Below are 21,827 nucleotides of genomic sequence, written 5' to 3'. Positions count from 1 at the left end.
AGCCCCCGGCTGAAAACCTGTTATTCTGCTGTCTCTTCTGCGTATGCTTCCAGACCCTGCTGTACGGCATCCTTTGCACTGACCTCGCCTGTCACGATCTGAGGCATTCCGTCAAATGTGGATACTCTGCAAAGTCCGTTGAATACGTCCTGTACAGCGCCTGTCAGGGATGTAACACCTGCCATCATATCGATTGCTTTGATCTGTAAGGAGTTGAATTCTGCGGAATCCACTTCCGGTGCTTCTTTCAAGGCAGATGCTGTGTGCTGTGCGAATTTAGCTACCATATCATCTGTTGTCATGTATTCTACAAACTTCACTGCTGCATCTCTCTTAGCTTCATCATCCCATGCTTTCTGAGTGATGTAATATCCCATAGAAAGTCCACCGATCAGGTCTGTTGCTTTTCTTTCTCCGTTCGTCGGAACATATGTAACAGTGTATTTATCCAGCTTTTCTTTATCGAGTGTGGAAGCATCATCCGGGTCGGACTGGCATGCTGATGCGATACCGCCGACTTTCCAGGAACCATCGATCAAGAATGCTGCCTTTCCGCTTGTAAATAATGCGAATGTCTCGTCATCTTTTGCTGATAATGTATTCTCCGGGAAATATCCTTTCTCATATAATCCCTTGACATCTTCCATACCCTCTACCCATCCAGGTCCGTTACCTTTATCAACGCTCTCTGGTACTTCCAGATGTGTGTCAAGTGAGGTGTGGTTGAAGATGCTGTATTCCCACCAGTAGTGAGGAATCTCGCCAAGTGCTGCTGCGATCGGGGTGTAGCCTGCTGCCTTGATCTTCTCGCAGTCCGCCTCGAAGTCTGCCCATGTATAGTCAGCTCCCGGAACCTTTACACCAGCTGCATCCAGAACCTCTGTGTTGCAGAACAGGCCTTCCCAGTATCCGTTAACAGGAACCGCATATTTCACACCGTCCACCAGTGAAGGAGCGATCAGGTCATCGTTCATATTAGATGCATAATCGGGATATTCTTTCCTGATCTCATCGATGGAAACCACCTTCCCTTCTTCAATAAAGGAGTTTGCATCTGCTCCGTTAAAGAAGAACAGTACGTCCGGCTCTGATCCTGCCTGGAAATCGGTCTCGATACGTGCCTTAAATGTCTCATCAGAAACTGCAGATGAATCATTGATCTTGATCCCTGACTCTTTTTCAAATGCTGCTACGGCTTCTTTATAATTACCTGCATTGCCGTCCTCACCTGCAAATGTTGTGGTGACGCTTAAGGATAATTCCTCATCCTTTCCTTCCTCGCTGCCTTTCTTAGACCCACATCCTGCTGCCATCGTTCCGATCATTGCAGTCACCAGTAAAATTGATACTACTTTTTTCTTCATAACTTTTCCTCCAATCCCTTATACACTCTGTATAATTTATACTTTTATTATGACGTTTTTTTAGGAAAAGTGAATAACTCAATCTGTGATTTCTTGCACCATTTTGTTATCTTTGCCAATTTATGATAATACGGTCAAAAGTGCGGTACGATCCGCAGGTATCTTAATTGCGAATCTCATGAGCGTTCCGCCAATATGGTCAGACGGGCGCAGACATGCTCGTCATCTAACTTCTCCATACTTAAGCCACATGGTTCCCCATACAGGATCTTAAGCCGCTGGTTCACATTGGCGATCCCCATACTGCCCGATGATTCCTTGCTTGTGTCATAATCTACATCTAAAAGGCGTTCGATCTTTGCCTCGTCTTCTTTGGTTAGAACCGCTTCGTTGACTATCTCCAGATATAAGAACTTTCCTTTCTTATAACCGGTCAGTATCACGGTCCCCTGGCCCTTTTTCACAACGCCGTGCTCGATGGAATTCTCGATCACAGGCTGCAGAATGAGCCGCGGCACTTTATACTGCATGATCTCTTCCGGAAGCTCCTTCTTGATCGTCAGCCGTTTGCCCAGCCTCTCGGAAATAATATACAGATAGGCATTCACATAGATCATTTCCTCAGATAGAAGGACCTCAGGCTGTTTCTTCCTGTCGATCCCGGCATCCATCAGTGTCGCCAGTGCCTCGATCATCTGGGACACCTTCTGATTCCCGGACAGACGTGCCTCCCAGTTAATGATCTCCAGTGTATTATTCATAAAATGCGGGTTGATATGAGACTGCAGTGCCATGATCCTCGCATCCCGAAGTGCCAGCTCCTCCTCATAAATATGGTCAAACTGATACTTTAGACGCTCAGACATCTTATTAAAGGATTCTGCCAGATACTGAAACTCCGTGCTGTCCGGCTCGTATTCAAGCTGATATCCCAGATTTCCCTTTTCGATCTCAACTGCACCATCCATCATCACCTGGATCGGCTTTGTCACATGCCGGTAGAACACCATCAGCAGGATGGCAAGCAATGGGATCAGACACAATGCCATACTGATCATGACCGCCTTATACCCATAAAACAATGTGAACGAGGAACTGTCATCGAACCGCACGAGGGATACCAGCCTGTGGCCTTCTACTTTCATATCATGATAAAGGCAAAGGACCCCGTTCTCCCATATGTAGCCGGAGTTTCCTCCCATCTCTGTCATTCCGGTTTCTTCCTCTGTCACTTCCTCCCCGATCAGCGGGAAGCTGCAGTCATCAACATGAAGCGTCACGGAGGTCCCTTCCGGGAATATGGAATAGTTTTCAAAACAATTTTCTTCATTCACCAGAAGAACGAGTACTGCTACATTCTCGTAATTCGAATTATACAGATTCCTCACCAGATACAGGCGGCTGCCATTGTTATAAAACCGGACTGCCGTACCCAGATCTTCTGAAATGGCGGCAATCGCCTCATGATCCTCGTTCCAGTAGTTTTGCACCAATTGATAAGTTGCACCTTCACTTGTGTTATAGGCACTGCTGTTCAGCTTTTTAGGATTCTCCCTGTACCACAGAATCGCAGCCTTCACCCGGCTGTCCCTGCCATAACGATTCCCCAGATAGTACATACTGGATGCCAGCAGGTCGTGCTCCATGATCGTTTTCCTCTGATAACGCCGGTACAATGACATCAATGTCCCATCATAAGAGGCATCCAGTGAAGACTCTACGACCTTTCCTAGACGCTCCGCACTGACCTGGTCGTTGAACTTGAGCTGATCGATCTGCTTTGTGATCTTACTCTCAAACTGACTGCCATAAATATAGTAGATATTCACTCCCGTAATGATGATCAGCGGCAGAAGCCAGCATATAAGCATCAGCGCAATGATCCTGGATTTCACTGAAATCTTTCTTTTTGTCTTCATACGTTTCTTTAGAGTCCTAGAAATGCCTCAAACTTCTCACACATTTTCTTTGCCGCATCCGCATCCTGCATCTCACAGAAGATACGCAGAAGAGGCTCTGTCCCGGAAAATCTCGCGATGATCCATCCGCCATCCTCGAAATAGACTTTACATCCATCCAGATAAGACACATCACGGATCGGCACCTCCATCTTAGGAAGCAGCTTTTCTTCCATGATCATGTGAAAGATCTCCTGCTTTCTTTCCTGGCTCATCTTATAATCGCGCTCTTCCATATGGATCGCCCCGTATTCGCTCTGAATATCATCCATGATCTGAGACATTTTCTTGCCTGTCACCGCAAGCATCTCCACAAGAAGCATGGCCGCATACACGCCATCCTTGCCATTGATGTGCCCGCGTACCGTCAGTCCCCCTGAAGACTCACCTCCCAGGATCGCCCCTGTCTCCTGCATCTTGGCGGAAATGTGTTTGAATCCGACCGGAACTTCATAACAGGTTTCACCGAAACCTCCTGCCACTTTGTCCAGCATATGTGTGGTGGCTACATTTCTAACGACTGGTCCCCTCCAACCTTTATATTTTACAAGATAATAATATAATAACACCAAAATGTCATTCGCGTGCAGAAATCTTCCCTTGTCATCGATGACGCCGATCCGGTCCGCATCTCCGTCGGTAGCCAGACCGATATCACAGCCATAATCGATCACATAAGTCTTAAGAGCCCGCAGGGTATTGTCCGTAGGTGCCGGGAGGCGTCCGCCGAACAGTGTATCATGACGCTCGTTGATCAGGTTCACATCACACCTTGCGGTCAAAAGAATAGTCTTGAGTGAAGTCTGGCTCACCCCGTACATCGGGTCCAGCGCAATATGCAGCCCGGCATCCCGGATTTTCTGCATATCAATATTATCGATGATATTATCCAGATATTCATTCAGAGGGTTGAACTGCTCTACAAGCCCGGCTTCCACGGCCTTGTCATACTCCATCACCGGGATCGGCTTATCTTTGAATTCTTCTTCCACTTCACGGATATAGCATTCGATGTCCTGGGTCTGGATCTCGTTGGCATCCCTGCCGCCCTCTGTAAATACTTTGATCCCGTTATAGATCGCCGGGTTATGGCTTGCAGTCACCATCATTCCGTAAGGCATGTCGTGCTTCATCACATAGAACATGACAAGCGGGGTGGGAACAGAGCGGTCAATGAACCAGACCTTGATCCCTTCCTCTGCAAACACTTCACAGGACCAGTAAATAGTTTCTTTCGAAAGGAAACGTCTGTCATAGCCCATAACGATCCCCTTCTCCTCCACGCCTTCTGCCTTCATCTTCCTTGCCATTGCCTTTGCAAGGATCTGGATATTTGCCTTTGTGAATTCATCTCCTATAATTGCTCTCCATCCGCCTGTTCCAAATGCGATCATAACTGTGCCTTCCTTTCTCCCATCTTAATTCTGACGATATGTTCTTTTCCATCTTTGATAAACGGAATCCTTGCTGTCTGGCGCTTTGCTGTCCGGCCTGATGTATCTCCTTCTTTTGAAAGTCCTGACTCTGACAGGACTGCTTCGATCGGCTGACCGTCCAGGCTGACCTCCTTCACTCCTGTCATCACATGCTCCGGGTTCTCCACCAGAATCCTGTAGGCTGTTCCCCTCCATACGCGTTTTACTTCAAATCCATCCCAATCGGCCGGTATGCAGGGATCGATCTCCAGGCCGTCAAACTGCGGACGAATCCCCAGCATATACCGGGTCGCCGAGAAATACGCCCAGCCGCCGCTGCCTGTCATGAACGGATGTCTGGCCCTGCCGTAGGCACTGTGGTCTTTTCCCATAATGAACTGACAGTAGGAATAAGGCTCCGCCTGCCGGATCTCAATCTTGTCATTCTGGTAATAAGGGCAGAGCGCATTGTAATATTCCATGGCTCTGTCTCCCCTTCCCAGACGGCATTCTGCCGCCCATGCCCATGGGTTTGGATGACTGAACACGGAACCATTTTCCTTTACCCCCGGATACACTCTGGTGACAAATCCGATGTCATCGTCCGGAACGGTAAAGGACGGAGCATTCAGCATAATTCCATATGGGGTGGACAGATATTTCTGCACACTGTCCATTGCCTTTAAGCCCTTCTCGTAGCTCGATGCACCTGACAGGACAGCCCAGGCATTCGACTCCAAATGGACTTTGCCTTCTTGATCCTGTTTTGTTCCAATCTTTCTTCCATTCTTTGTGATCCCACGGATAAACCACTCTTCATCCCACAATTCTCTGTCGCAGACCTCTTTGACCGTCTTTCGCATTGCCTCATATTTTTCTACGGCCTCCTGATCGCCTCTGAACCGCGCCAGCTCCAGGAAATTGGTAAGCGCCCAGTAATGCAGGAAGGAGACAAGTGCACTCTCTCCGCCGCCTAAGTTCAGACAGTCATTCCAGTCTGCCCGCAGCCCTTTGCAGACACCGTCCGCTCCCACCTGCTCAAAGGAGAAGTCCAGAATCTTCATCATATGTTCATAGACAGTCCCGCTTCCTTCGTCCGCATAAGTAAGCACCTCATCAATAAAATCATACTCTCCCGTTTCTTTGACGTACTCTACGATCGAAGCGATCAGCCAGAGTGCATCGTCGGAACAGGTGTCCTCCAGACCATGTATCATATCTTGTTTGTTCGGCTCCGGAACGACCGTCGGTGACTTAAAAGGTTTCTCCTCTGCATCCGGATCGAACCAGCGGGGTTCAAACAGATGCAGCCCGTATCCCTTTGAAACAAGCCCTCTTAAAAGCTCCACCAGCCGCTGCCTGCATTTTTCAGGGTTAGAGTGCGGTACGGTCATCGCATCCTGAGCCGTATCACGATAGCCCAGTCCTGTACGTCCGCCCACCTCGATAAAGGAAGCGAAACGTGAGAACATCACGTTGATCTCCGCCTGATACAAAGTCCAGGTATTCACCAGTGTATTCATGCCTTCATTCGGCGTCTGGATCTGAAGTTTTCCACATTTCTCCTCCCAAAACGCTTTGATATCCACATAAACCTGATCGACATTGTGGAAATCTTGATATTTTTCCCTCATCTTCCTTCCGGCTTCCCGGTTTCCTTCTCCCAACAGGAAGACAGCTCGAATCTCTTCACCAGGCTTTAGGATGAATTTCTTATGAAGTGCACCGCAGTGGTTATTTCCTTTTTCATAGGAACCACTTAACACTCCGCGCTCAACACCGACAGGATTGCTCTCGGAATGATAGACACCGATAAATTCATCCCTCAGACAGTCGAAGCTATCCGGTTCAAAGTCTGCAGTAAAATACTGATACCCGAACTCATCATAATACAGGTCATGTTCAATGATGCCATCCTCATAGGAAGAGCCTGCAGAGTAAAGACTCATCTGAAAATTCTGATTGTCGAACTCAATATGATGGAAAGAGAATTCGCAGTAGGAAAACAGACTAATCTCGCGTACCTTTGTATCTGTATTCTTAATCTTAACATCCCACAATTCCACTGGATCTTCTATCGGAATAGATAGGGTCTGACTCGCCTGAATCCCCTTGTATTCACACTCGTATCTGGTATAGGACATGCCATGGACACAGCGGTACTGTGCCTCGTCCAGACTCTTTCCCACGGGCTGCCAGGAGATGCTCCAATAATCTCCGTCCTCATCATCCCGCAGGTATACATAGTGTCCCGGACGGTCCATCGGCACTCCGTTTCCACGGAAACGTGTGATCCGGTGGTATTCCGGTGATTTATAGAACAAGTAACCCCCTGCAGTATGGTTGACTACGGCACACATATCACGCACACCCAGATAGTTGGTCCAGGATGCAGGCAGATCCACCCGGTCGATCACGTACTCCCTGTTCTCGTTGTCAAAATGACCATATTTCATAATATAAAAACCTCCCAGCGCATAAGTCTTCTAATATAACTTCATTATAGACTCATGTGCTGGGAGAACCAACTGTGAGATATGCGATTATTTGGATAAAGTTGTGGATTCTAACAACGGATCTTGCACACCTCCCTGTCATAAGTAAAGATCCCGTTCACTTCCTCCTCCACATCCGAAAGCTGCGTATAGACGCTGGCGCAAAGGCCCTCTGGTATCAGCTCCTCAACTTCCTTCTCAAGCTTTACATAAGCCTTATTCAACAGTCTCTTATCCTTAAATATCCCATATCCATACTGCGTAAGGCATGCGCTGTGACCCTCCTCGCGCATGGAATATCCTCCGTATTCAGAAAGAACCGTTGCCCTGTCTTCTTCCGGCTTAATCCTCAGCTTAAAAAAGTAGTTATGAATGCTCTGGAAGTCTCCGCCTCCCTGATCGAACCATCCGCTCGCCTGATCGATCAGCCTGGACGGATCTTCGTTCCTCATGATCTCCGTCATTTCTGCGGCCTGGAACTGTCCCCAGCCCTCGTTGAAGATGACCCAGGCCGCAATACTGGGATGCCCTTTCAGAATCCGTACTGTCTCTTTCATTTCCCGAATGAATTCCAGCCGTCCGGCCTTCTCCTGCCTTGACAAAAGCCTTGTGAGTCCGTCCTTTATCTTCACATTCCTCCAGGACAGGACTGTGGCACCGTATGTGACAAACCATGGTTTATAGGTGCTGCCCCCATTTACCATATCCTGCCACACGACCATTCCCAGACGGTCACAGTGATAGTACCACCTCTGAGGTTCGATCTTAATATGTTTCCTGATCATATTGAACCCCATATCCTTCATGGACTGGATATCGAAGATGAAAGCCTCGTCGCTCGGCGCGGTATACAGTCCGTCCGGCCAGTATCCCTGATCCAGCACGCCCTTCTGGAACTGCACCTGATGGTTCAGACAGATCCTTGGGATTCCGTCCTCATCCTTCTCAACTGTAAAGGTCCGCATTGCAAAATAGCTTTCTGCCGTATCATTTCCCATCTTCACTGTAAAGTAGTATAGATACGGGTCTTCACAGGTCCACGGACGAACCTCAGGGAGTATGATCTCGATAGGCTTATTTGCTGTACCCTCCACACAAAACTGTGTTTTCAAAAGCTGTTCATCCCGTATCCTAATTTCCATGGGACATGACTTTTCTGACTTCACCGTTATTTTTACCCTGCCTGCATCAAAATCCGGCTCTGCTATGATCTCTTTGATATAATCCTTTGGCACATCCTCCATCCAGACGGTCTGCCAGATGCCGCTCTGTGCCGTATAAAACATTCCGCCTCTTTTTAGCTTCTGTTTTCCCCTTGCGTGATACGAAGTATCGCTTAAGTCCTTCACTACAACTGTCAGTTCATTTTCCCCTTCTATGAGCAGCTCCGTAATATCTGCTTCAAACGGAAGATATCCCCCTGTATGCCGGACCGCCTCCTGACCGTTCACATATACGATACATGCCTGGTCTACTGCTCCGAAATGCAGCAGACGGCGCTGTGCACTCTCCCTTAAAACTCCAGGGGATACAGAAAAACTTCGGCGATACCATAGATATTCATCCGGCTTTAACTGCCTTTCGACTCCTGATAAGACGCTCTCCGGGGAAAATGGAACGAGTATGGTTCCCTCAAAAATTTCCGGCCTTCTAAAGGTCTTCGTGAAAGCATATTCCCAGCGGCCGTTTAAATTCATATAACCTTCTCTCACAAGAAGAGGTCTCGGATATTCCTCCAAAATATGTTCTGAATCCAATTCTCTGCCCCATCTGGTATAAAGCTGTTTCATGCGTCTGCTCCCTTCTGCATATTGTATCGTTATGTCTTTATCCTATATGATTCCTTATAATTCTATGTCCAATACTAAAAAAGAAAATCTCTTAGATTATATTCTACCACTAATCTAAGAGATTTTCCCTATCCATCTTTATTTTTCACGGATCGTCCTCATGACGACAGCCGAATGGCGCCCCATATTGAGCACGATCTCTCCATCTTCCACGATATACTCATCATAATCTGTCGTATATCCTTCTTCATAGCTATAGATCAGCCTCTTCATGCGTCCCTTCATCGGAACCTCAGCCTTCCATACCGGCACCGTGATCTGCTTTAGATCTTTACTGTTATTCAATACAACGACGACCTGCTCTTCTCCCTGGAATCTTCCATACGCAAGCACATTATCTTCCCAGTATAATATCCTGAGAGACCCCTGGCGCAGAGGGTGCTGCTTCTTATGGATACGGATCATTTCTTTATGGAAGCCCAGCATCATCTGGTCCTCCCTGCCCCATGGATAGGATCTTCGGTTATCCGGGTCTGTAAACCCGCATACCCCCGCCTCATCTCCATAGTACACAGTCGGTGCACCCACCCAGGTCATCTGGATCACAACAGCTTCCCTCATCACAGCCGGATTGACCCCTTCTTCTGCGGCCTTGGAACCATGCTGCTCCACGCGGCCTACAATATGGTTGGTTCTGGTCAAAAACCGTGAATGGTCATGATTGGAAAGCTCATTCATCGCTACCTGCAGAGACGGTGTGAGCATCGTGGACATATAATGGTTCATTGTGTTCACAAAGTTGTCTGCATTGCCCCACAAATCTGTACGGCGCTCGTCACTGTGTTTCTCCATCCCGGTCAAAAACCAGGTAACAGGCTCCATAAAAGCATCATAGTTCATGACACTGTCCCATTCATCTCCCTGCAGCCATTCCGCCGGATCACCATAATGCTCCGCCAGAATCAGAGCATCCGGTCTTGCCTTCTTCACTTCCTTGCGGAAACGCTTCCAAAACATATGGTTATACTCATTGCTGTATCCAAGGTCAGCCGCCACATCCAGACGCCATCCATCCACATTATACGGAGGCGACACCCATTTTTTGGCCACATCCATAATGTACTGTTCCAGCATTGGTGAATCTTCATAATTCAGCTTCGGCAGTGTATCATGCCCCCACCAGCCGTCATATTGATAATTATACGGCCAGGCAGAATCACTCTGGTTAAAAAAATGAAAGAAGGTGCGGTAAGGGCTCCACGCACTTACGAATGCCCCCTTCTCATAACTCTCCTGCTGTTCGTAAATCCGTTCTCTGTCCATCCACTTATTAAAAGACCCGCAGTGATTGAATACTCCGTCCAGGATCACGCGCATCCCTCGTTTATGCATTTCGTCTACCAGACGTGCAAACAGGGCATTACTTGCCTCTAAATTAACCTTAGCCCCTGTCCTCTTCTGATACTTGGTCGCCTCGATATTATCCGCTGCCCACTCGGGCAGAGTCAAACCTCCGTCTTCCACGATCTTACCATAGTGCGGGTCGATATAATCATAATCCTGAATATCATACTTATGATTCGACGGAGATACAAACAATGGATTAAAATAGATGACCTCCACACCCAGCTCTTCCAGATAGTCCAGTTTTTCCAAAACACCCTGCAGGTCTCCGCCATAAAATCTGCGGACATCCATGGCCTGCGGCAGCTGATTCCAGTCCTTTACCTTCTGGCAGGGTTCCCCAATATAAATATATTCCCAATCCTCAACGTCATTGGTCGGATCACCGTTATAAAAACGGTCCACAAAAATCTGATACATCACTGCGCCCTTGGCCCATTCCGGAGTAGAAAATCCGGGAACGATCACGAACGCATAGAAATCCACGATTTCCTTAGCAATACCACAGCGGTTATAATAGCATACCTCTTCCCCTTTCCTGATTTCAAAACAATAGGAAAACGGCTCATCACTTAACTGCCACTCGATTTCATAGTAATCAAATACATCACCGGATACTGTCTTTTTCATTCGGTATCCGCCGATCTTTGTGGAGATCCGTACCTCATCTACATCATCCTTTGCTGTACGGAACCTGATTCTTACCCTTTCATTTTCCTTTGGTTCTGCAGGAATCACATAGCTGGACGTTCCATCACTAAATAGTGCGTCCTCGTTCATAAAAAACCTCCTTTGGGGCAAGGACCTCCATTACTGGAAGTTCTTGCCCCATTCATCATTGTTATCGAACAGTGCTTCAAATTCACTTCTTGTAATTTTTTCTTTTTCTAAAAGTAATTCTGCACACTTCTGAAGGACGGAATGATACTCTTTTAAAATGGATTTCGCCTTCAGGTAACATTCATCAATGATCCTCTTGACTTCCTCGTCGATCGTGCTGGCCACTTTTTCACCATATCCCCTTGATGTGTGTCCAAAATCACGTCCGATGAATACCTCATCACTGTCATTATCATAATTGATCAGTCCGAGGCGTTCTGACATACCAAACTTCGTTATCATAGACTTCGCGATCGCCGTAGCCTGCTTGATATCCTGGGATGCCCCAGTTGTGATATCGTCAAATACTTCTTCCTCTGCCACGCGGCCCCCAAGTGAAACCGTGATCTCCTGAAGCATGTGCCCCTTCGTGTTGAACATATCGTCATTCTCCGGAAGCGGCATCGTATAACCGCCTGCACCTCCCGTCGGAATGATAGATACACTGTAGACAGGCCCCACATCAGGCAGTACATGGAACAATATGGCATGGCCCGCTTCATGGTATGCCGTGATCCTGCGTTCCTTATCAGACACGATGCGGCTCTTCTTCTCCGGCCCGATGCCCACTTTGACAAATGCATGCCGGATATCGGACTGCTGCAGGTATACCCTGCCCTCCTTAGCCGCCAGGATCGCCGCTTCATTCAGCAGGTTCTCCAGGTCTGCACCCGTGAAACCAGAAGTGGTCTGGGCGATCTGTTTTAAATCCACATCATCCCCGAGCGGTTTGTTCTTTGCATGGACTTTCAGGATTTCTTCCCTGCCGCCCACATCAGGTCTTCCTACGATGACATTCCTGTCAAAACGTCCCGGTCTTAAGATCGCCGGATCAAGGATATCTTTTCTGTTCGTCGCTGCCATGACGATGATGCCTTCATTTACTCCGAAACCATCCATCTCTACAAGCAGCTGGTTGAGTGTCTGCTCCCTCTCATCATGTCCGCCGCCAAGCCCGCTTCCCCTGCGCCTTGCGACTGCATCGATCTCGTCAATGAAGACGATACACGGAGCATTTTTCTTTGCATCCTGGAACAGGTCACGAACACGGGATGCGCCGACTCCGACAAACATCTCCACAAAGTCAGAACCGGAAATACTGAAAAACGGAACTCCCGCTTCTCCCGCAACAGCTTTGGCAAGCAGGGTCTTACCTGTTCCCGGAGGTCCCTCAAGAAGAACCCCTTTCGGGATCCTGGCCCCTACCTGGATATATTTCTTCGGTGCTTTTAGGAAATCCACGATCTCCTCAAGCTCCTCTTTCTCTTCCTTTAGCCCGGCCACATCTGCAAATGTCACCTTCTTATCAGTGTCTGTGGTCATCCTTGCACGGCTCTTGCCGAAGTTCATTGCCTTTGCATTAGCACCGCCTCCCTGACGGTTCATAAACATGAAGATCAATGTGATCCCCAGCAATGTAAACAAAAGCGGCATCAGTAACGTCGTCAGCCAGGAATCCTCCTGTACGTTCGGCATCTGATAGTCGACCTTATACTTCTCCAAAAGTTCCTGTACTGCATTTACATCAGATACATTGACCTGCTTTGTTGTGTCACTGTCCTTGAGCGTCACGGTCACGACTCCGGTTGGAACTGTCTTGTTCTGCTTAATGTTGACATCCTGCACATTCTGATTCTTTACTTCCTGTACAAAGCTTTGGTAAGTCATATCCTGTTCTCTGACCTGCATACGGTTTGTCAGCCAGAGTGCAAGAAACACTATGACGATAAATGTAAGAAATGTCGCACCGCCCGCGCCCTTATACTTTTTGTTGTTCAATGGTGTGTACTCCTTCCTATTCTACTCCTTCCACCACACCGATATATGGCAGATTCCTATATTTTTGAGCATAGTCCAGGCCATAGCCTACTACGAACTCATCTGGTATTTCAAATCCGACGTAATCTACTTTTACGTCCTTCTCGCGTCTCTCCGGCTTATCTAACAGTGTGCATAAATGCAGGCTGTTTGGATTACGCTTTCTCAAAATGTCCATCAGATAATATAATGTTCTTCCGGAATCAATGATATCCTCCACGATCAGGACATCCTTTCCCTCGATCGACTCATCCAGATCCTTGGCGATGCGTACGACACCGCTTGAAGCCGTCCCGTCACCATAGCTTGAAACGCTCATGAAATCTAAAGAGACCGGCACGCTGATCCTCTTTGCCAGTTCGCACATAAAAAATGCGCCGCCCTTTAATACACAGATCAAGTGGACCTGTTTTCCTTCGTAATCTTTACTGATCTGCTTTCCCAATGCCTCGATTCTTTCGTCTACTTCTTTTTCTGATACTAAAACTTTAATCTTCTCTGACATGATCTTTCTCCTCCGTTACTTTTATCTCTAATACCCGGTCCGTCTGTTCGGTGACCAGGCAGGCACTGCTCATACGGTGCCCCAGTATCCATAAAATCTGATCCTCGTCTGCGATCAGCGGCAGACTGTCCCGTTCCTCTGCCGGTATCTTCTCATTAATGAGATATGATTTTAGTTTTTGACTTCGTCCTGACTTGTCAATCACAATGCGATCACCACTTAACCTTGTCCTGACAATCAGGTTACCCTTTATTATATCATAATCCATCCATTTCGTGTAGTTCTTTTGCGGTATCTGATTTACCGAAAAATCCTTTCCTTTTTCCAGGATACTACAGCAAATCGTCAGATTCAGTTCTTTTATTTCTGTAATCCCGGGAACCTTCAATACATATGACCCTAAAAATGTCCCCTGGGTCCCCTTTCCTCCTGCAGTACCTTTTATTTCCGCGTGATTCACGCCGTCCGCCCCCGACGGATTCTTTTTCAAAAGAACTCCCTCGTATGTCCGGAGCGCTTTTACGGAATAAGGAAGGTTCCTGCTCCTGCCGCTTTGTTTCTCAAACAGGCTGATCAATGCATCTACATGTACAATGGATATATTGTTCCAGGCCTCCGCTGCGATAGCGAGGCACTTTCTTGCCAGCATTCTCTGAATCACCTTTGGCTGGCTGAGAAACAGATCTTTTTGGATCAGCAGCTCTCCCGGCTCCTTCTCCCGAATACAGACCGCTGCCGCAGCCCGGGTCTGCTCTTCCAGATATTCCTCTACCATACGCACCTGTTCCATGGCTTCATTCATATGCCGGACTGCCTGCGTATTCACCTGTTCCTCCAGAAACGGGATCACAAAGTGGCGCAGCCGGTTCCTGGTGTAGTCATCCTCATCATTGGTTTCATCCTGACACCAGCACAGGCCCAGCTTCTTTAAATACGCTTCGATCTCCTGCCTGGTCAGGCACAAAAGAGGACGCACCACATTCCCATTCACAGGCCGGATGCCTCCCAGGCCTTTCAGCCCGGCTCCTCTTGCCAGATTCATAAGCAGAGTTTCCGCATTATCATTCTGGTGGTGGGCCATGGCGATCTTGGTTCCATGCTCTTCCCTGAATGTCTTTTCAAAAGCCTCTCTGCGGACATTCCTCCCCGCCTCCTCAACAGATTGTTTCCGTTTTTTGGCAATTGATTCTACATTTTCATGATAAACCACACATTTTATCCCGTGCTTCCTGCACAGGTCCACCGTAAACTCCTCGTCAGATTGGGCAGACGCCCCTCTGATCCCATGGTTGACATGAACTGCGGTGATTTCAATTCCTTCTTTTTCCCGAAGCTTTAGAAGCACAAAAAGCAGGAATACCGAATCCGCTCCGCCCGATATCCCTGCGATCACCTTGTCCCCTTTTACTATCATATGATACTTTTCAATAAACTTGATTACTTTTTCCATCATATGTAAACTATACTCAATTTTGATGGTGAATGCAAGGGGATCTGCAAAGGGGTCAGACCCCTTTGCTCGCCATTTTCAGAATATTCTCAAGTTTTATGATGCCCATTCGAAAAGCCGGAATGCGTCTTCATCCTCTCCGACGCATTCCGGCCCTTATTTTCAGCTATCGTATCCTACACCCGTTCTTTAAACAGCTGTTTTACTGCCGGATAGTATTTTCTAAATTGCTGGTATTTTTCCTCATACTTAGAAACTAATTCCGGCTCTGGTTTTACTGTGTCTATCACTTTCACTAATTGTTCCGCCGCATTCTCGACATCTTTGAATCGTCCGCACCCTACCGCGGCAAGGATTGCGCCGCCGTATCCGGGCCCTTCCTCGGTCTCAATGACATCAACCTCCATATTCAGGATATTTGCGGTCATCTTCTTCCACAGCGGACTTTTGGCACCGCCTCCGCAGATCTTGGTCCGCTCAATCTGAATGCCTAATTTTTTTGCCACTTCAAGTGAATCTCTCAGTCCAAAGATTACGCCCTCCATGACTGCCTGGGTCATATCTTCTCTGGTCGTATCCATGGTCATACCCACAAACATGGCCCGTGCATCCGGGTCATTATGCGGGGAGCGTTCTCCCATCAGATACGGAAGGAAAAATACATGATTCTCACCCAGCTTCTGGATCTGTGCCTGTTCTTTTGCATAATCCTTTGTCTGCAGGATTTCATCCATCCACCACTTATTGCAGGACGCCGCACTTAGCATGCATCCCATCAGATGGTAGTATCCATCTGCATGGTCAAAGGAATGCAGCGCATTGTTGTCATCCACACGGAAATTCCGGCTGGAAATAAAGATCGTCCCGCTCGTTCCGAGGGAAATGTTGCACCGCCCCTCGCCGACCGTTCCTGTCCCCACCGCAGCAGCGGCATTATCTCCGGCCCCTGCGACGATCTTAACCTCTGGTGATAAGCCCAGTTCTTCTGCCAGCTCCGGTTTCAATGTTCCGACCACCTCATAGCTGTCATAGAGCTGCGGAAGCTGTTCCCTGCGTATGCCGCAGATCTCCATCATCTGCTCTGACCAGCACTTGTGTTCCACATCCAGCAGCAGCATTCCTGACGCATCTGAATAATCCGTGCAGAAAGCCCCTGACAGACGGTATGTAATGTAATCCTTCGGCAGCATGATCTTTGCCGTCCTCTGGAAAAGTTCCGGCTCATTTTCCTTCATCCACAAGATCTTAGGCGCTGTAAACCCCGCAAATGCGATATTTGCAGTATACGCGGAGAGTCGTTCCTTCCCGACCACCCCGTTGAGATACTCCGTCTGCTTCCCGGTCCTTCCGTCATTCCATAGAATTGCCGGCCGCACCACCTCATCCGCCTCATCAAGAGCCACCAGACCGTGCATCTGCCCTCCTGCACCGATTCCCGCAACCTCAGAAGCATTCAGTCCTGACACCAGCTCCTTCAAGCCCTCTATCGTCTGCTCATACCAGTCTTCCGGATCTTGCTGTGACCAGCCCGGGTGCGGGAAGTAGAGCGGATATTCCTTTGTAACGACCTTTCGTATCACACCTTTTTCGTCCATCGCCAGCAGCTTGACAGCCGATGTTCCCAAATCAATCCCTATATAGATCATACTATTTCACCTTTATGACTGCCTTTACCAGATCCGTTTTATTATTGACAGCCTCCTCATAAGCCTCCTGAATATGCTCCAGGTCAAATTCATGGGTTACAATACTTTTCACATCAATTGCCCCGCCGGATACTGCCGCGATGGCCTTCGGATAAATATTTTTATAACGGAACACAGACTTGATCGTAGCTTCTTTGTCCATGATCTGCGCAAAATTGTAATTGATCTCTTCTTGTGCAGAAATCCCTACCAATGTGATCGTTCCGCCGCGTCTTACGAAAAACGGAGTCTGCGCGATCGTCACTGCAGAGCCTGCCGTCTCAAATACCACATCAAATCCGCGTCCATTGGTCAGCTCCTTTACTTTTTCAAAAATATCTTCCTTCCCACTGTTTACAACCGCCGTAGCACCCAGCTCCATTGCCTTTTCCAGACGCGCATCCACCAGGTCTGCCACAATGATCTGACCTGCCCCGTGTGCCTTACAAGCCAGAAGAGTCACCAGGCCGATGCATCCTGCGCCGAGGATAATCACCGTATCCCCTGTATTGACGGCCCCCTGCTCCGCTGCATAGAAGCCTACGGATAAAGGCTCGATGAGCGCACCTTCTTTCGTAGAAACATTTTCCGGAAGTTTAAAGCACATATCTGCCGGGAAAGCAATATATTCCTCATTGCATCCCTGAACCGGAGGAGTGGCCAGGAACACAACATCCGGGCAGAGATTGTAATGGCCGGACTTGCATGCCTCACATTTTCCACAGGTGATCCCCGGCTCCAGCGCTACCCTGTCGCCCACTTTTAAATCAGTTACGCCTGCCCCGACTTCTACTACCGTACCTGCACACTCGTGTCCCAGCATAAAATCCTCGGACAGATCTACCTTATACGCGCCGCAGTTCCCATTGTGAAAATAATGGACATCGGACCCGCAGATCCCTACATATTCCAAGGAAACTAAAACCTCCTTTTCTCCCACCTCCGGTACAGGAATTTCTTTGAGGACCATATTGTTTGTTCCTCTCATAAAAGCACCCTTCTGCATTTTCATCTTTATAATCTCCTTTCATTATGAATCCTTAAACTAAGCTGTTTTTGCACCCTTTTACTAAAACTGCCTGGTAACTAAGTTTACCAGGCAGCCAGTTCTTTATTTATCTCTCATTCTCAGATCAGCCGCCCTTTTAGGGCACGGATGGGTTATTTGCTGAGAGAACCGTCATCCGTAATTTCACCATTGTCAATATACATCTGGATATATTCCTGGACATTATCCTTGTTGATCTCCGGTGCATCAACATAGTCATTTACATCTGTAACCTTCATTTCTCCGTTCACTACCTTGTCAGCATATTCCATGTTTTTCTTTGCAAGGTCTGCTGCGGACTGCAGTGCTGTTGAAGTCAGAAGACCTTCCTTGATCAGCAGGCATCCCTGTGCCGTACCATCTACGCCGTATGCCAGGAAGCTTGGTGTTCCGTCTTCTGCAATATACTCTTTGTTATCTCTGATCGCTTCGATCGCACCTGCTGCCATGTTATCATTCATGGAAATGATCGCATCAATATGTGTTCCAGACTGTACCCAGGACTCCATCAAGGTCAGAGCCTCGTCACTGTTCCAGTTTGCATAATCTTCATAGAGGATCTTTACATCAGAACGTTTGTCGAAGAAATACTCTGTCCAGGCCTCTCTTCTCTTATCCGCATGGAAGTTTCCGGATGGGCCGTTTAAAACTACGACATTTGCATTCTTCGGTACCTCTTCTACTGCTCTGTCTGCACTCACCTTTGCCTGTGCGATCGGGTCTGCATCGACAGTTCCTGTTCCTTCCATAACAGATTCATCATCGCTTCCGTCCAGGTCACTCTGATGAGTCGTCGGGTTTGTGGTGATGACCGGGATCCCTGCATCCACGAGCTGCTGTACATAAGGAGCCTGTGCGCCGTTGTTGTTGGACTGTACGATGACAAGGTCATAATTCTTTGTCACACAGTCTTCCAAAAGTCCATTTTCCTTGTTATCGTCACCCTCACCGCTGACACAGGTCAGTTCGATATTGTCATAGTTCTTTGCCTCATTTTTCATCTCTGTTGTGAGCCATGCTGCAAATGTATCCGCACTTGCACGGGCCACGAAGCAGACGCGCTTCTTATCTGAGGAAGAACCGGAAGAAGAATCCCCCTTTGAATCACCTTTTCCACCTCCGCCGCATGCTGCAAGTGATACGGTCATAACCGCTGCCAATAACATTGCTCCGATTTTCTTTGCCTTCATAATACTTTTCCTCCTTAAACATGAATTTATTTACTTATCAACCTGCACACTCACAGGCTGATCAGGTACAAATTTATTTCTTGCTCTCCTGTGTTTCCTTTACAATAATGACCTTGCGTGACTTCTTGGACTTGCTGACAACGTCAAATGCAACTGCAAGTACGATGATCGCACCTTCAATGATCTGCTGGATATAGGAGTTTACTCCCAGCAGGTTCATAACATTTTCCAAGAATCCGATGATAAACGCACCTGCTATCGTACCGCTGACCGTTCCGATTCCTCCTGTGAAGGAAGTTCCGCCGACGATGGCTGCTGTCAGACCTGTCATCTCGTATCCTACTGCTCCGTTTGGAAGACCCGCATTGTTACGTGCCATAAAGATCATTCCCGCAAGACCAACCATGATCCCGTTTAAAATATAAGATATGTAAATACTCTTCTTTGCATTGATACCGCTGGCCTCTGCCGCCGCCCTGCTGCCGCCGATCGCGTACAGGCTTCGTCCGTACCTCGTATTATTGACCAGATACCAGACGACAATGGTGACCCCGACGATGATAATGACAGGCACCGGGATCGGTCCGACCATTCCCTGTCCGATCTTCACGAATTTGCCGAGCTGCAGGATGTTCTGTCCACCGGTAAAATACAGTGCAAGTCCCCTGGCTGCCTGCTGCATACCCAAGGTTGCAATGAAAGCCGGCACATTGAAGTGTCCCACAAATACTGCATTGATCAGGTTACAGACAATGCCGGTCACCAATGCTGCGATCAGGGCCATTGCCATAGACTGTGTTGACTTGTATACGGATACCGAGAATACTCCGGCCAGTGCCAGTACCGAGCCCACCGACAGATCCAAAAAACCGCTGATGATCAGAAGCATTTCACCGTAGGCGATCAGGATTCCGACACACAACTGTCTGGCTACATTGATCAGGTTGCTGTACTGCAGAAAATAAGGACTTATGATACTGCAGATGATAAAAAGTACGATCAGTACTATAAAAATACTTAACTTTTGTAAATAGTGCGATGTTTTTGATTTCATTCTAAACTCCTCCCGACGTTTCCTCATTCACTAACCCGGCCGCATGCTTCATGATCGTTTCCTGCGTAAATGCCTCTCTTGGGATGCAGCCGCTGATCCTTCCCTGGCACATCACGTAAATCCTGTCACACATGCCGATCAGCTCCGGCAGCTCTGAGGAAACCATGATAACCGCTTTCTGGTCCTTCACGATATCTGTGATCAGTTTATATATCTCAAACTTGGCTCCCACGTCGATCCCGCGGGTCGGTTCATCCAGTATCATGACATCCGGCTCACAGAGCATCCATCTTGACAGAAGGACCTTCTGCTGGTTGCCGCCTGACAGTGTGGAAATAGCCGTGTCCAGAGAAGGAGTTTTTACATTCATCTTTGCAAAGCTCTGCTTCACATCCTCCCTCTCCTTCGCCCTGTGTGTATAACCTCCATAAATAAATCTTTTTAAGCTGGCCAGGCTGGCATTTTCCGCCACACTCCTGACCGGGACGATTCCGTCATCGCGTCTGCTTTCTGACAGCATGACCAGTTTATGGGAAATGCTGTCGCTGGGGCTTTTGATGTTTACTTCCTTCCCGTCTATCTTTACCGTTCCGGAATCATGAGGATCCAGGCCAAATACAGCCCGCATGGTTTCTGTTCTTCCGGCCCCGACTAATCCGGCAAATCCTACGATCTCACCCTTCCTTACATAGAAGTTGATATCCTCAAACAGATCCTTCTGCGTAAAATGCTCTACCTCCAGTGCCTTCTCACCGATCTGGATGACCTCCTTCGGATAGACGCTGTCCAGCTTCCTGCCGACCATCCTGGCAATGACGGTGTCCAGATCCAGATCTTCGGCCCGGTCTGTAGAGACTACCGCACCATCTCTAAGGACTGTAATATCATCTGCAATACGGAACACCTCTTCCATCTTATGTGAAATATAGATGATCGAAACGCCCTGGGCTTTCAGCTGCTCGATCTTTCCAAATAACTGCTCCACTTCCCTTTGTGTGATTGAAGATGTGGGTTCATCCATGATGATGACCTGTGCGTTATTCGTGATCGCCTTAATGATCTCCAGCATCTGTATGTCAGAGACAGTCAATGTCTTTAACTTCTGGTCAGGAGTATACGGAAGGTTCTCCTCCTTCAAAAATTTCTTTGCTTCACTCCTCACCTTTTTCCAGTCGACCTTCCCAAACTTATTGACCGGAAGACGGCCTAAAAAGAGATTCTCCTCCACAGAGAGTTCAGGAACATAATTCAATTCCTGAGCGATCATGGAGATCCCAAGTTCCCTTGCCTGTATCGGATTCTTCACCTCCACGGGCTTTTCGTCCAGATAGATCTGGCCCTTATCGGCCTGATACAGACCCATGATAATCTTCATCAGAGTTGACTTGCCGGCTCCATTTTCCCCGCAGAGTGCATGTACTGTTCCTTTACGCACTGCAAAATCAATTCCGCTCAGCGCCTTTACTCCAGGGAATGATTTTTCAACTCCGCTGACGCGCATCTTGATTTCGTCCATCTCTTCACCCACTTTCATAAAACTTCTTTCCTTTGTTTTCTAAAGTATAATTCCGCGCATGTACTTTTGTCAATTATTTTCTTTAAGTTTGTAATTAGTGCATTAAATTTATTTCGGAAATTTGTGCATATTATACTAATAATCGTGCTTTTAGTTCGTTTTAGATAATTTTTTCACAATATCTAAAGTAAAACTCTTTCCTTATCTCGTTAAATTCTTGACCAACTTTTAAAAATAGGTTATCATAAGTTAAGAC

At 47.7% G+C, this 21,827-nt stretch carries 14 protein-coding genes; all 14 read right to left on the bottom strand.

Going from position 1 to position 21,827, the window contains the following annotated elements; genetic code table 11:
• Positions 1-20: 20 nt before the first annotated feature.
• The 14 genes from AC4OGX_RS17340 to AC4OGX_RS17275 all read right to left on the bottom strand — a co-directional run bounded on the left by AC4OGX_RS17340 (position 21) and on the right by AC4OGX_RS17275 (position 21,589).
• Positions 21-1,364, bottom strand: a complete 1,344-nt coding sequence (locus tag AC4OGX_RS17340; RefSeq protein ID WP_493331910.1) for an ABC transporter substrate-binding protein — start codon at positions 1,362-1,364, stop codon at positions 21-23.
• Positions 1,365-1,540: 176 nt separating this feature from the next.
• Positions 1,541-3,283: a sensor histidine kinase gene (locus AC4OGX_RS17335; protein WP_493331909.1), complete on the bottom strand. Its 1,743-nt coding sequence runs from the start codon at positions 3,281-3,283 to the stop codon at positions 1,541-1,543.
• 8 nt (positions 3,284-3,291) lie between these two features.
• Positions 3,292-4,716, bottom strand: a complete 1,425-nt coding sequence (locus AC4OGX_RS17330) for a phosphoglucomutase/phosphomannomutase family protein (RefSeq protein WP_493331908.1) — start codon at positions 4,714-4,716, stop codon at positions 3,292-3,294.
• Entirely contained in the window at positions 4,713-7,193 is a 2,481-nt protein-coding gene (locus tag AC4OGX_RS17325) for a glycoside hydrolase family 94 protein (protein ID WP_493331907.1), read from the bottom strand. Before AC4OGX_RS17325 ends, AC4OGX_RS17330 begins: the two co-directional genes overlap by 4 nt.
• Before the next feature lie 110 nt (positions 7,194-7,303).
• On the bottom strand, positions 7,304-9,022 hold the full coding sequence (locus AC4OGX_RS17320; protein WP_493331906.1) for a glycoside hydrolase family 2 protein: 1,719 nt from the start codon (positions 9,020-9,022) through the stop codon (positions 7,304-7,306).
• A 138-nt stretch (positions 9,023-9,160) separates the two neighbouring features.
• Positions 9,161-11,206, bottom strand: a complete 2,046-nt coding sequence (locus AC4OGX_RS17315; protein WP_493331905.1) for a glycoside hydrolase family 13 protein — start codon at positions 11,204-11,206, stop codon at positions 9,161-9,163.
• Positions 11,207-11,236: 30 nt separating this feature from the next.
• Complete coding sequence (ftsH, locus tag AC4OGX_RS17310; protein ID WP_493331904.1) at positions 11,237-13,084, bottom strand: ATP-dependent zinc metalloprotease FtsH; 1,848 nt, start codon at positions 13,082-13,084, stop codon at positions 11,237-11,239.
• A 16-nt stretch (positions 13,085-13,100) separates the two neighbouring features.
• Complete coding sequence (hpt, locus tag AC4OGX_RS17305) at positions 13,101-13,628, bottom strand: hypoxanthine phosphoribosyltransferase (protein ID WP_493331903.1); 528 nt, start codon at positions 13,626-13,628, stop codon at positions 13,101-13,103.
• Positions 13,612-15,081: a tRNA lysidine(34) synthetase TilS gene (tilS, locus tag AC4OGX_RS17300; RefSeq protein ID WP_493331901.1), complete on the bottom strand. Its 1,470-nt coding sequence runs from the start codon at positions 15,079-15,081 to the stop codon at positions 13,612-13,614. The genes hpt and tilS overlap by 17 nt, the downstream gene beginning before the upstream one ends.
• A gap of 173 nt (positions 15,082-15,254) precedes the next feature.
• Positions 15,255-16,724, bottom strand: a complete 1,470-nt coding sequence (gene xylB / locus AC4OGX_RS17295; RefSeq protein ID WP_493331900.1) for a xylulokinase — start codon at positions 16,722-16,724, stop codon at positions 15,255-15,257.
• A 1-nt stretch (position 16,725) separates the two neighbouring features.
• Positions 16,726-17,775, bottom strand: coding sequence for an NAD(P)-dependent alcohol dehydrogenase (locus tag AC4OGX_RS17290; protein ID WP_493331899.1), 1,050 nt, complete (start codon positions 17,773-17,775; stop codon positions 16,726-16,728).
• Between the two features lie 149 nt (positions 17,776-17,924).
• Positions 17,925-19,001 (bottom strand): sugar ABC transporter substrate-binding protein, encoded by a 1,077-nt coding sequence (locus tag AC4OGX_RS17285; RefSeq protein WP_493331898.1) that lies wholly within the window; start codon positions 18,999-19,001, stop codon positions 17,925-17,927.
• A 73-nt stretch (positions 19,002-19,074) separates the two neighbouring features.
• Positions 19,075-20,055, bottom strand: coding sequence for an ABC transporter permease (locus AC4OGX_RS17280; RefSeq protein WP_493331897.1), 981 nt, complete (start codon positions 20,053-20,055; stop codon positions 19,075-19,077).
• Position 20,056: 1 nt separating this feature from the next.
• Positions 20,057-21,589, bottom strand: a complete 1,533-nt coding sequence (locus tag AC4OGX_RS17275; RefSeq protein WP_493331896.1) for a sugar ABC transporter ATP-binding protein — start codon at positions 21,587-21,589, stop codon at positions 20,057-20,059.
• Positions 21,590-21,827: the final 238 nt, after the last annotated feature.

Source organism: Faecalicatena sp. (genome assembly GCF_058819085.1).
Note: the sequence above shows the minus strand (reverse complement) of the source record. Positions and strands in the feature narration are given on the sequence as shown.

Bases quoted from the DNA above. Each gene is read 5' to 3' on its own strand.
- AC4OGX_RS17330 (WP_493331908.1), bottom strand. From the start codon at position 4,716: ATGATCGCATTTGGAACAGGCGGATGGAGAGCAATTATAGGAGATGAA.
- AC4OGX_RS17275 (WP_493331896.1), bottom strand. From the start codon at position 21,589: ATGAAAGTGGGTGAAGAGATGGACGAAATCAAGATGCGCGTCAGCGGA.
- AC4OGX_RS17335 (WP_493331909.1), bottom strand. From the start codon at position 3,283: ATGAAGACAAAAAGAAAGATTTCAGTGAAATCCAGGATCATTGCGCTG.
- AC4OGX_RS17315 (WP_493331905.1), bottom strand. From the start codon at position 11,206: ATGAACGAGGACGCACTATTTAGTGATGGAACGTCCAGCTATGTGATT.
- AC4OGX_RS17340 (WP_493331910.1), bottom strand. From the start codon at position 1,364: ATGAAGAAAAAAGTAGTATCAATTTTACTGGTGACTGCAATGATCGGA.
- AC4OGX_RS17320 (WP_493331906.1), bottom strand. From the start codon at position 9,022: ATGAAACAGCTTTATACCAGATGGGGCAGAGAATTGGATTCAGAACAT.
- hpt (WP_493331903.1), bottom strand. From the start codon at position 13,628: ATGTCAGAGAAGATTAAAGTTTTAGTATCAGAAAAAGAAGTAGACGAA.
- AC4OGX_RS17290 (WP_493331899.1), bottom strand. From the start codon at position 17,775: ATGAAAATGCAGAAGGGTGCTTTTATGAGAGGAACAAACAATATGGTC.
- tilS (WP_493331901.1), bottom strand. From the start codon at position 15,081: ATGATGGAAAAAGTAATCAAGTTTATTGAAAAGTATCATATGATAGTA.
- AC4OGX_RS17285 (WP_493331898.1), bottom strand. From the start codon at position 19,001: ATGAAGGCAAAGAAAATCGGAGCAATGTTATTGGCAGCGGTTATGACC.
- AC4OGX_RS17325 (WP_493331907.1), bottom strand. From the start codon at position 7,193: ATGAAATATGGTCATTTTGACAACGAGAACAGGGAGTACGTGATCGAC.
- AC4OGX_RS17280 (WP_493331897.1), bottom strand. From the start codon at position 20,055: ATGAAATCAAAAACATCGCACTATTTACAAAAGTTAAGTATTTTTATA.
- xylB (WP_493331900.1), bottom strand. From the start codon at position 16,724: ATGATCTATATAGGGATTGATTTGGGAACATCGGCTGTCAAGCTGCTG.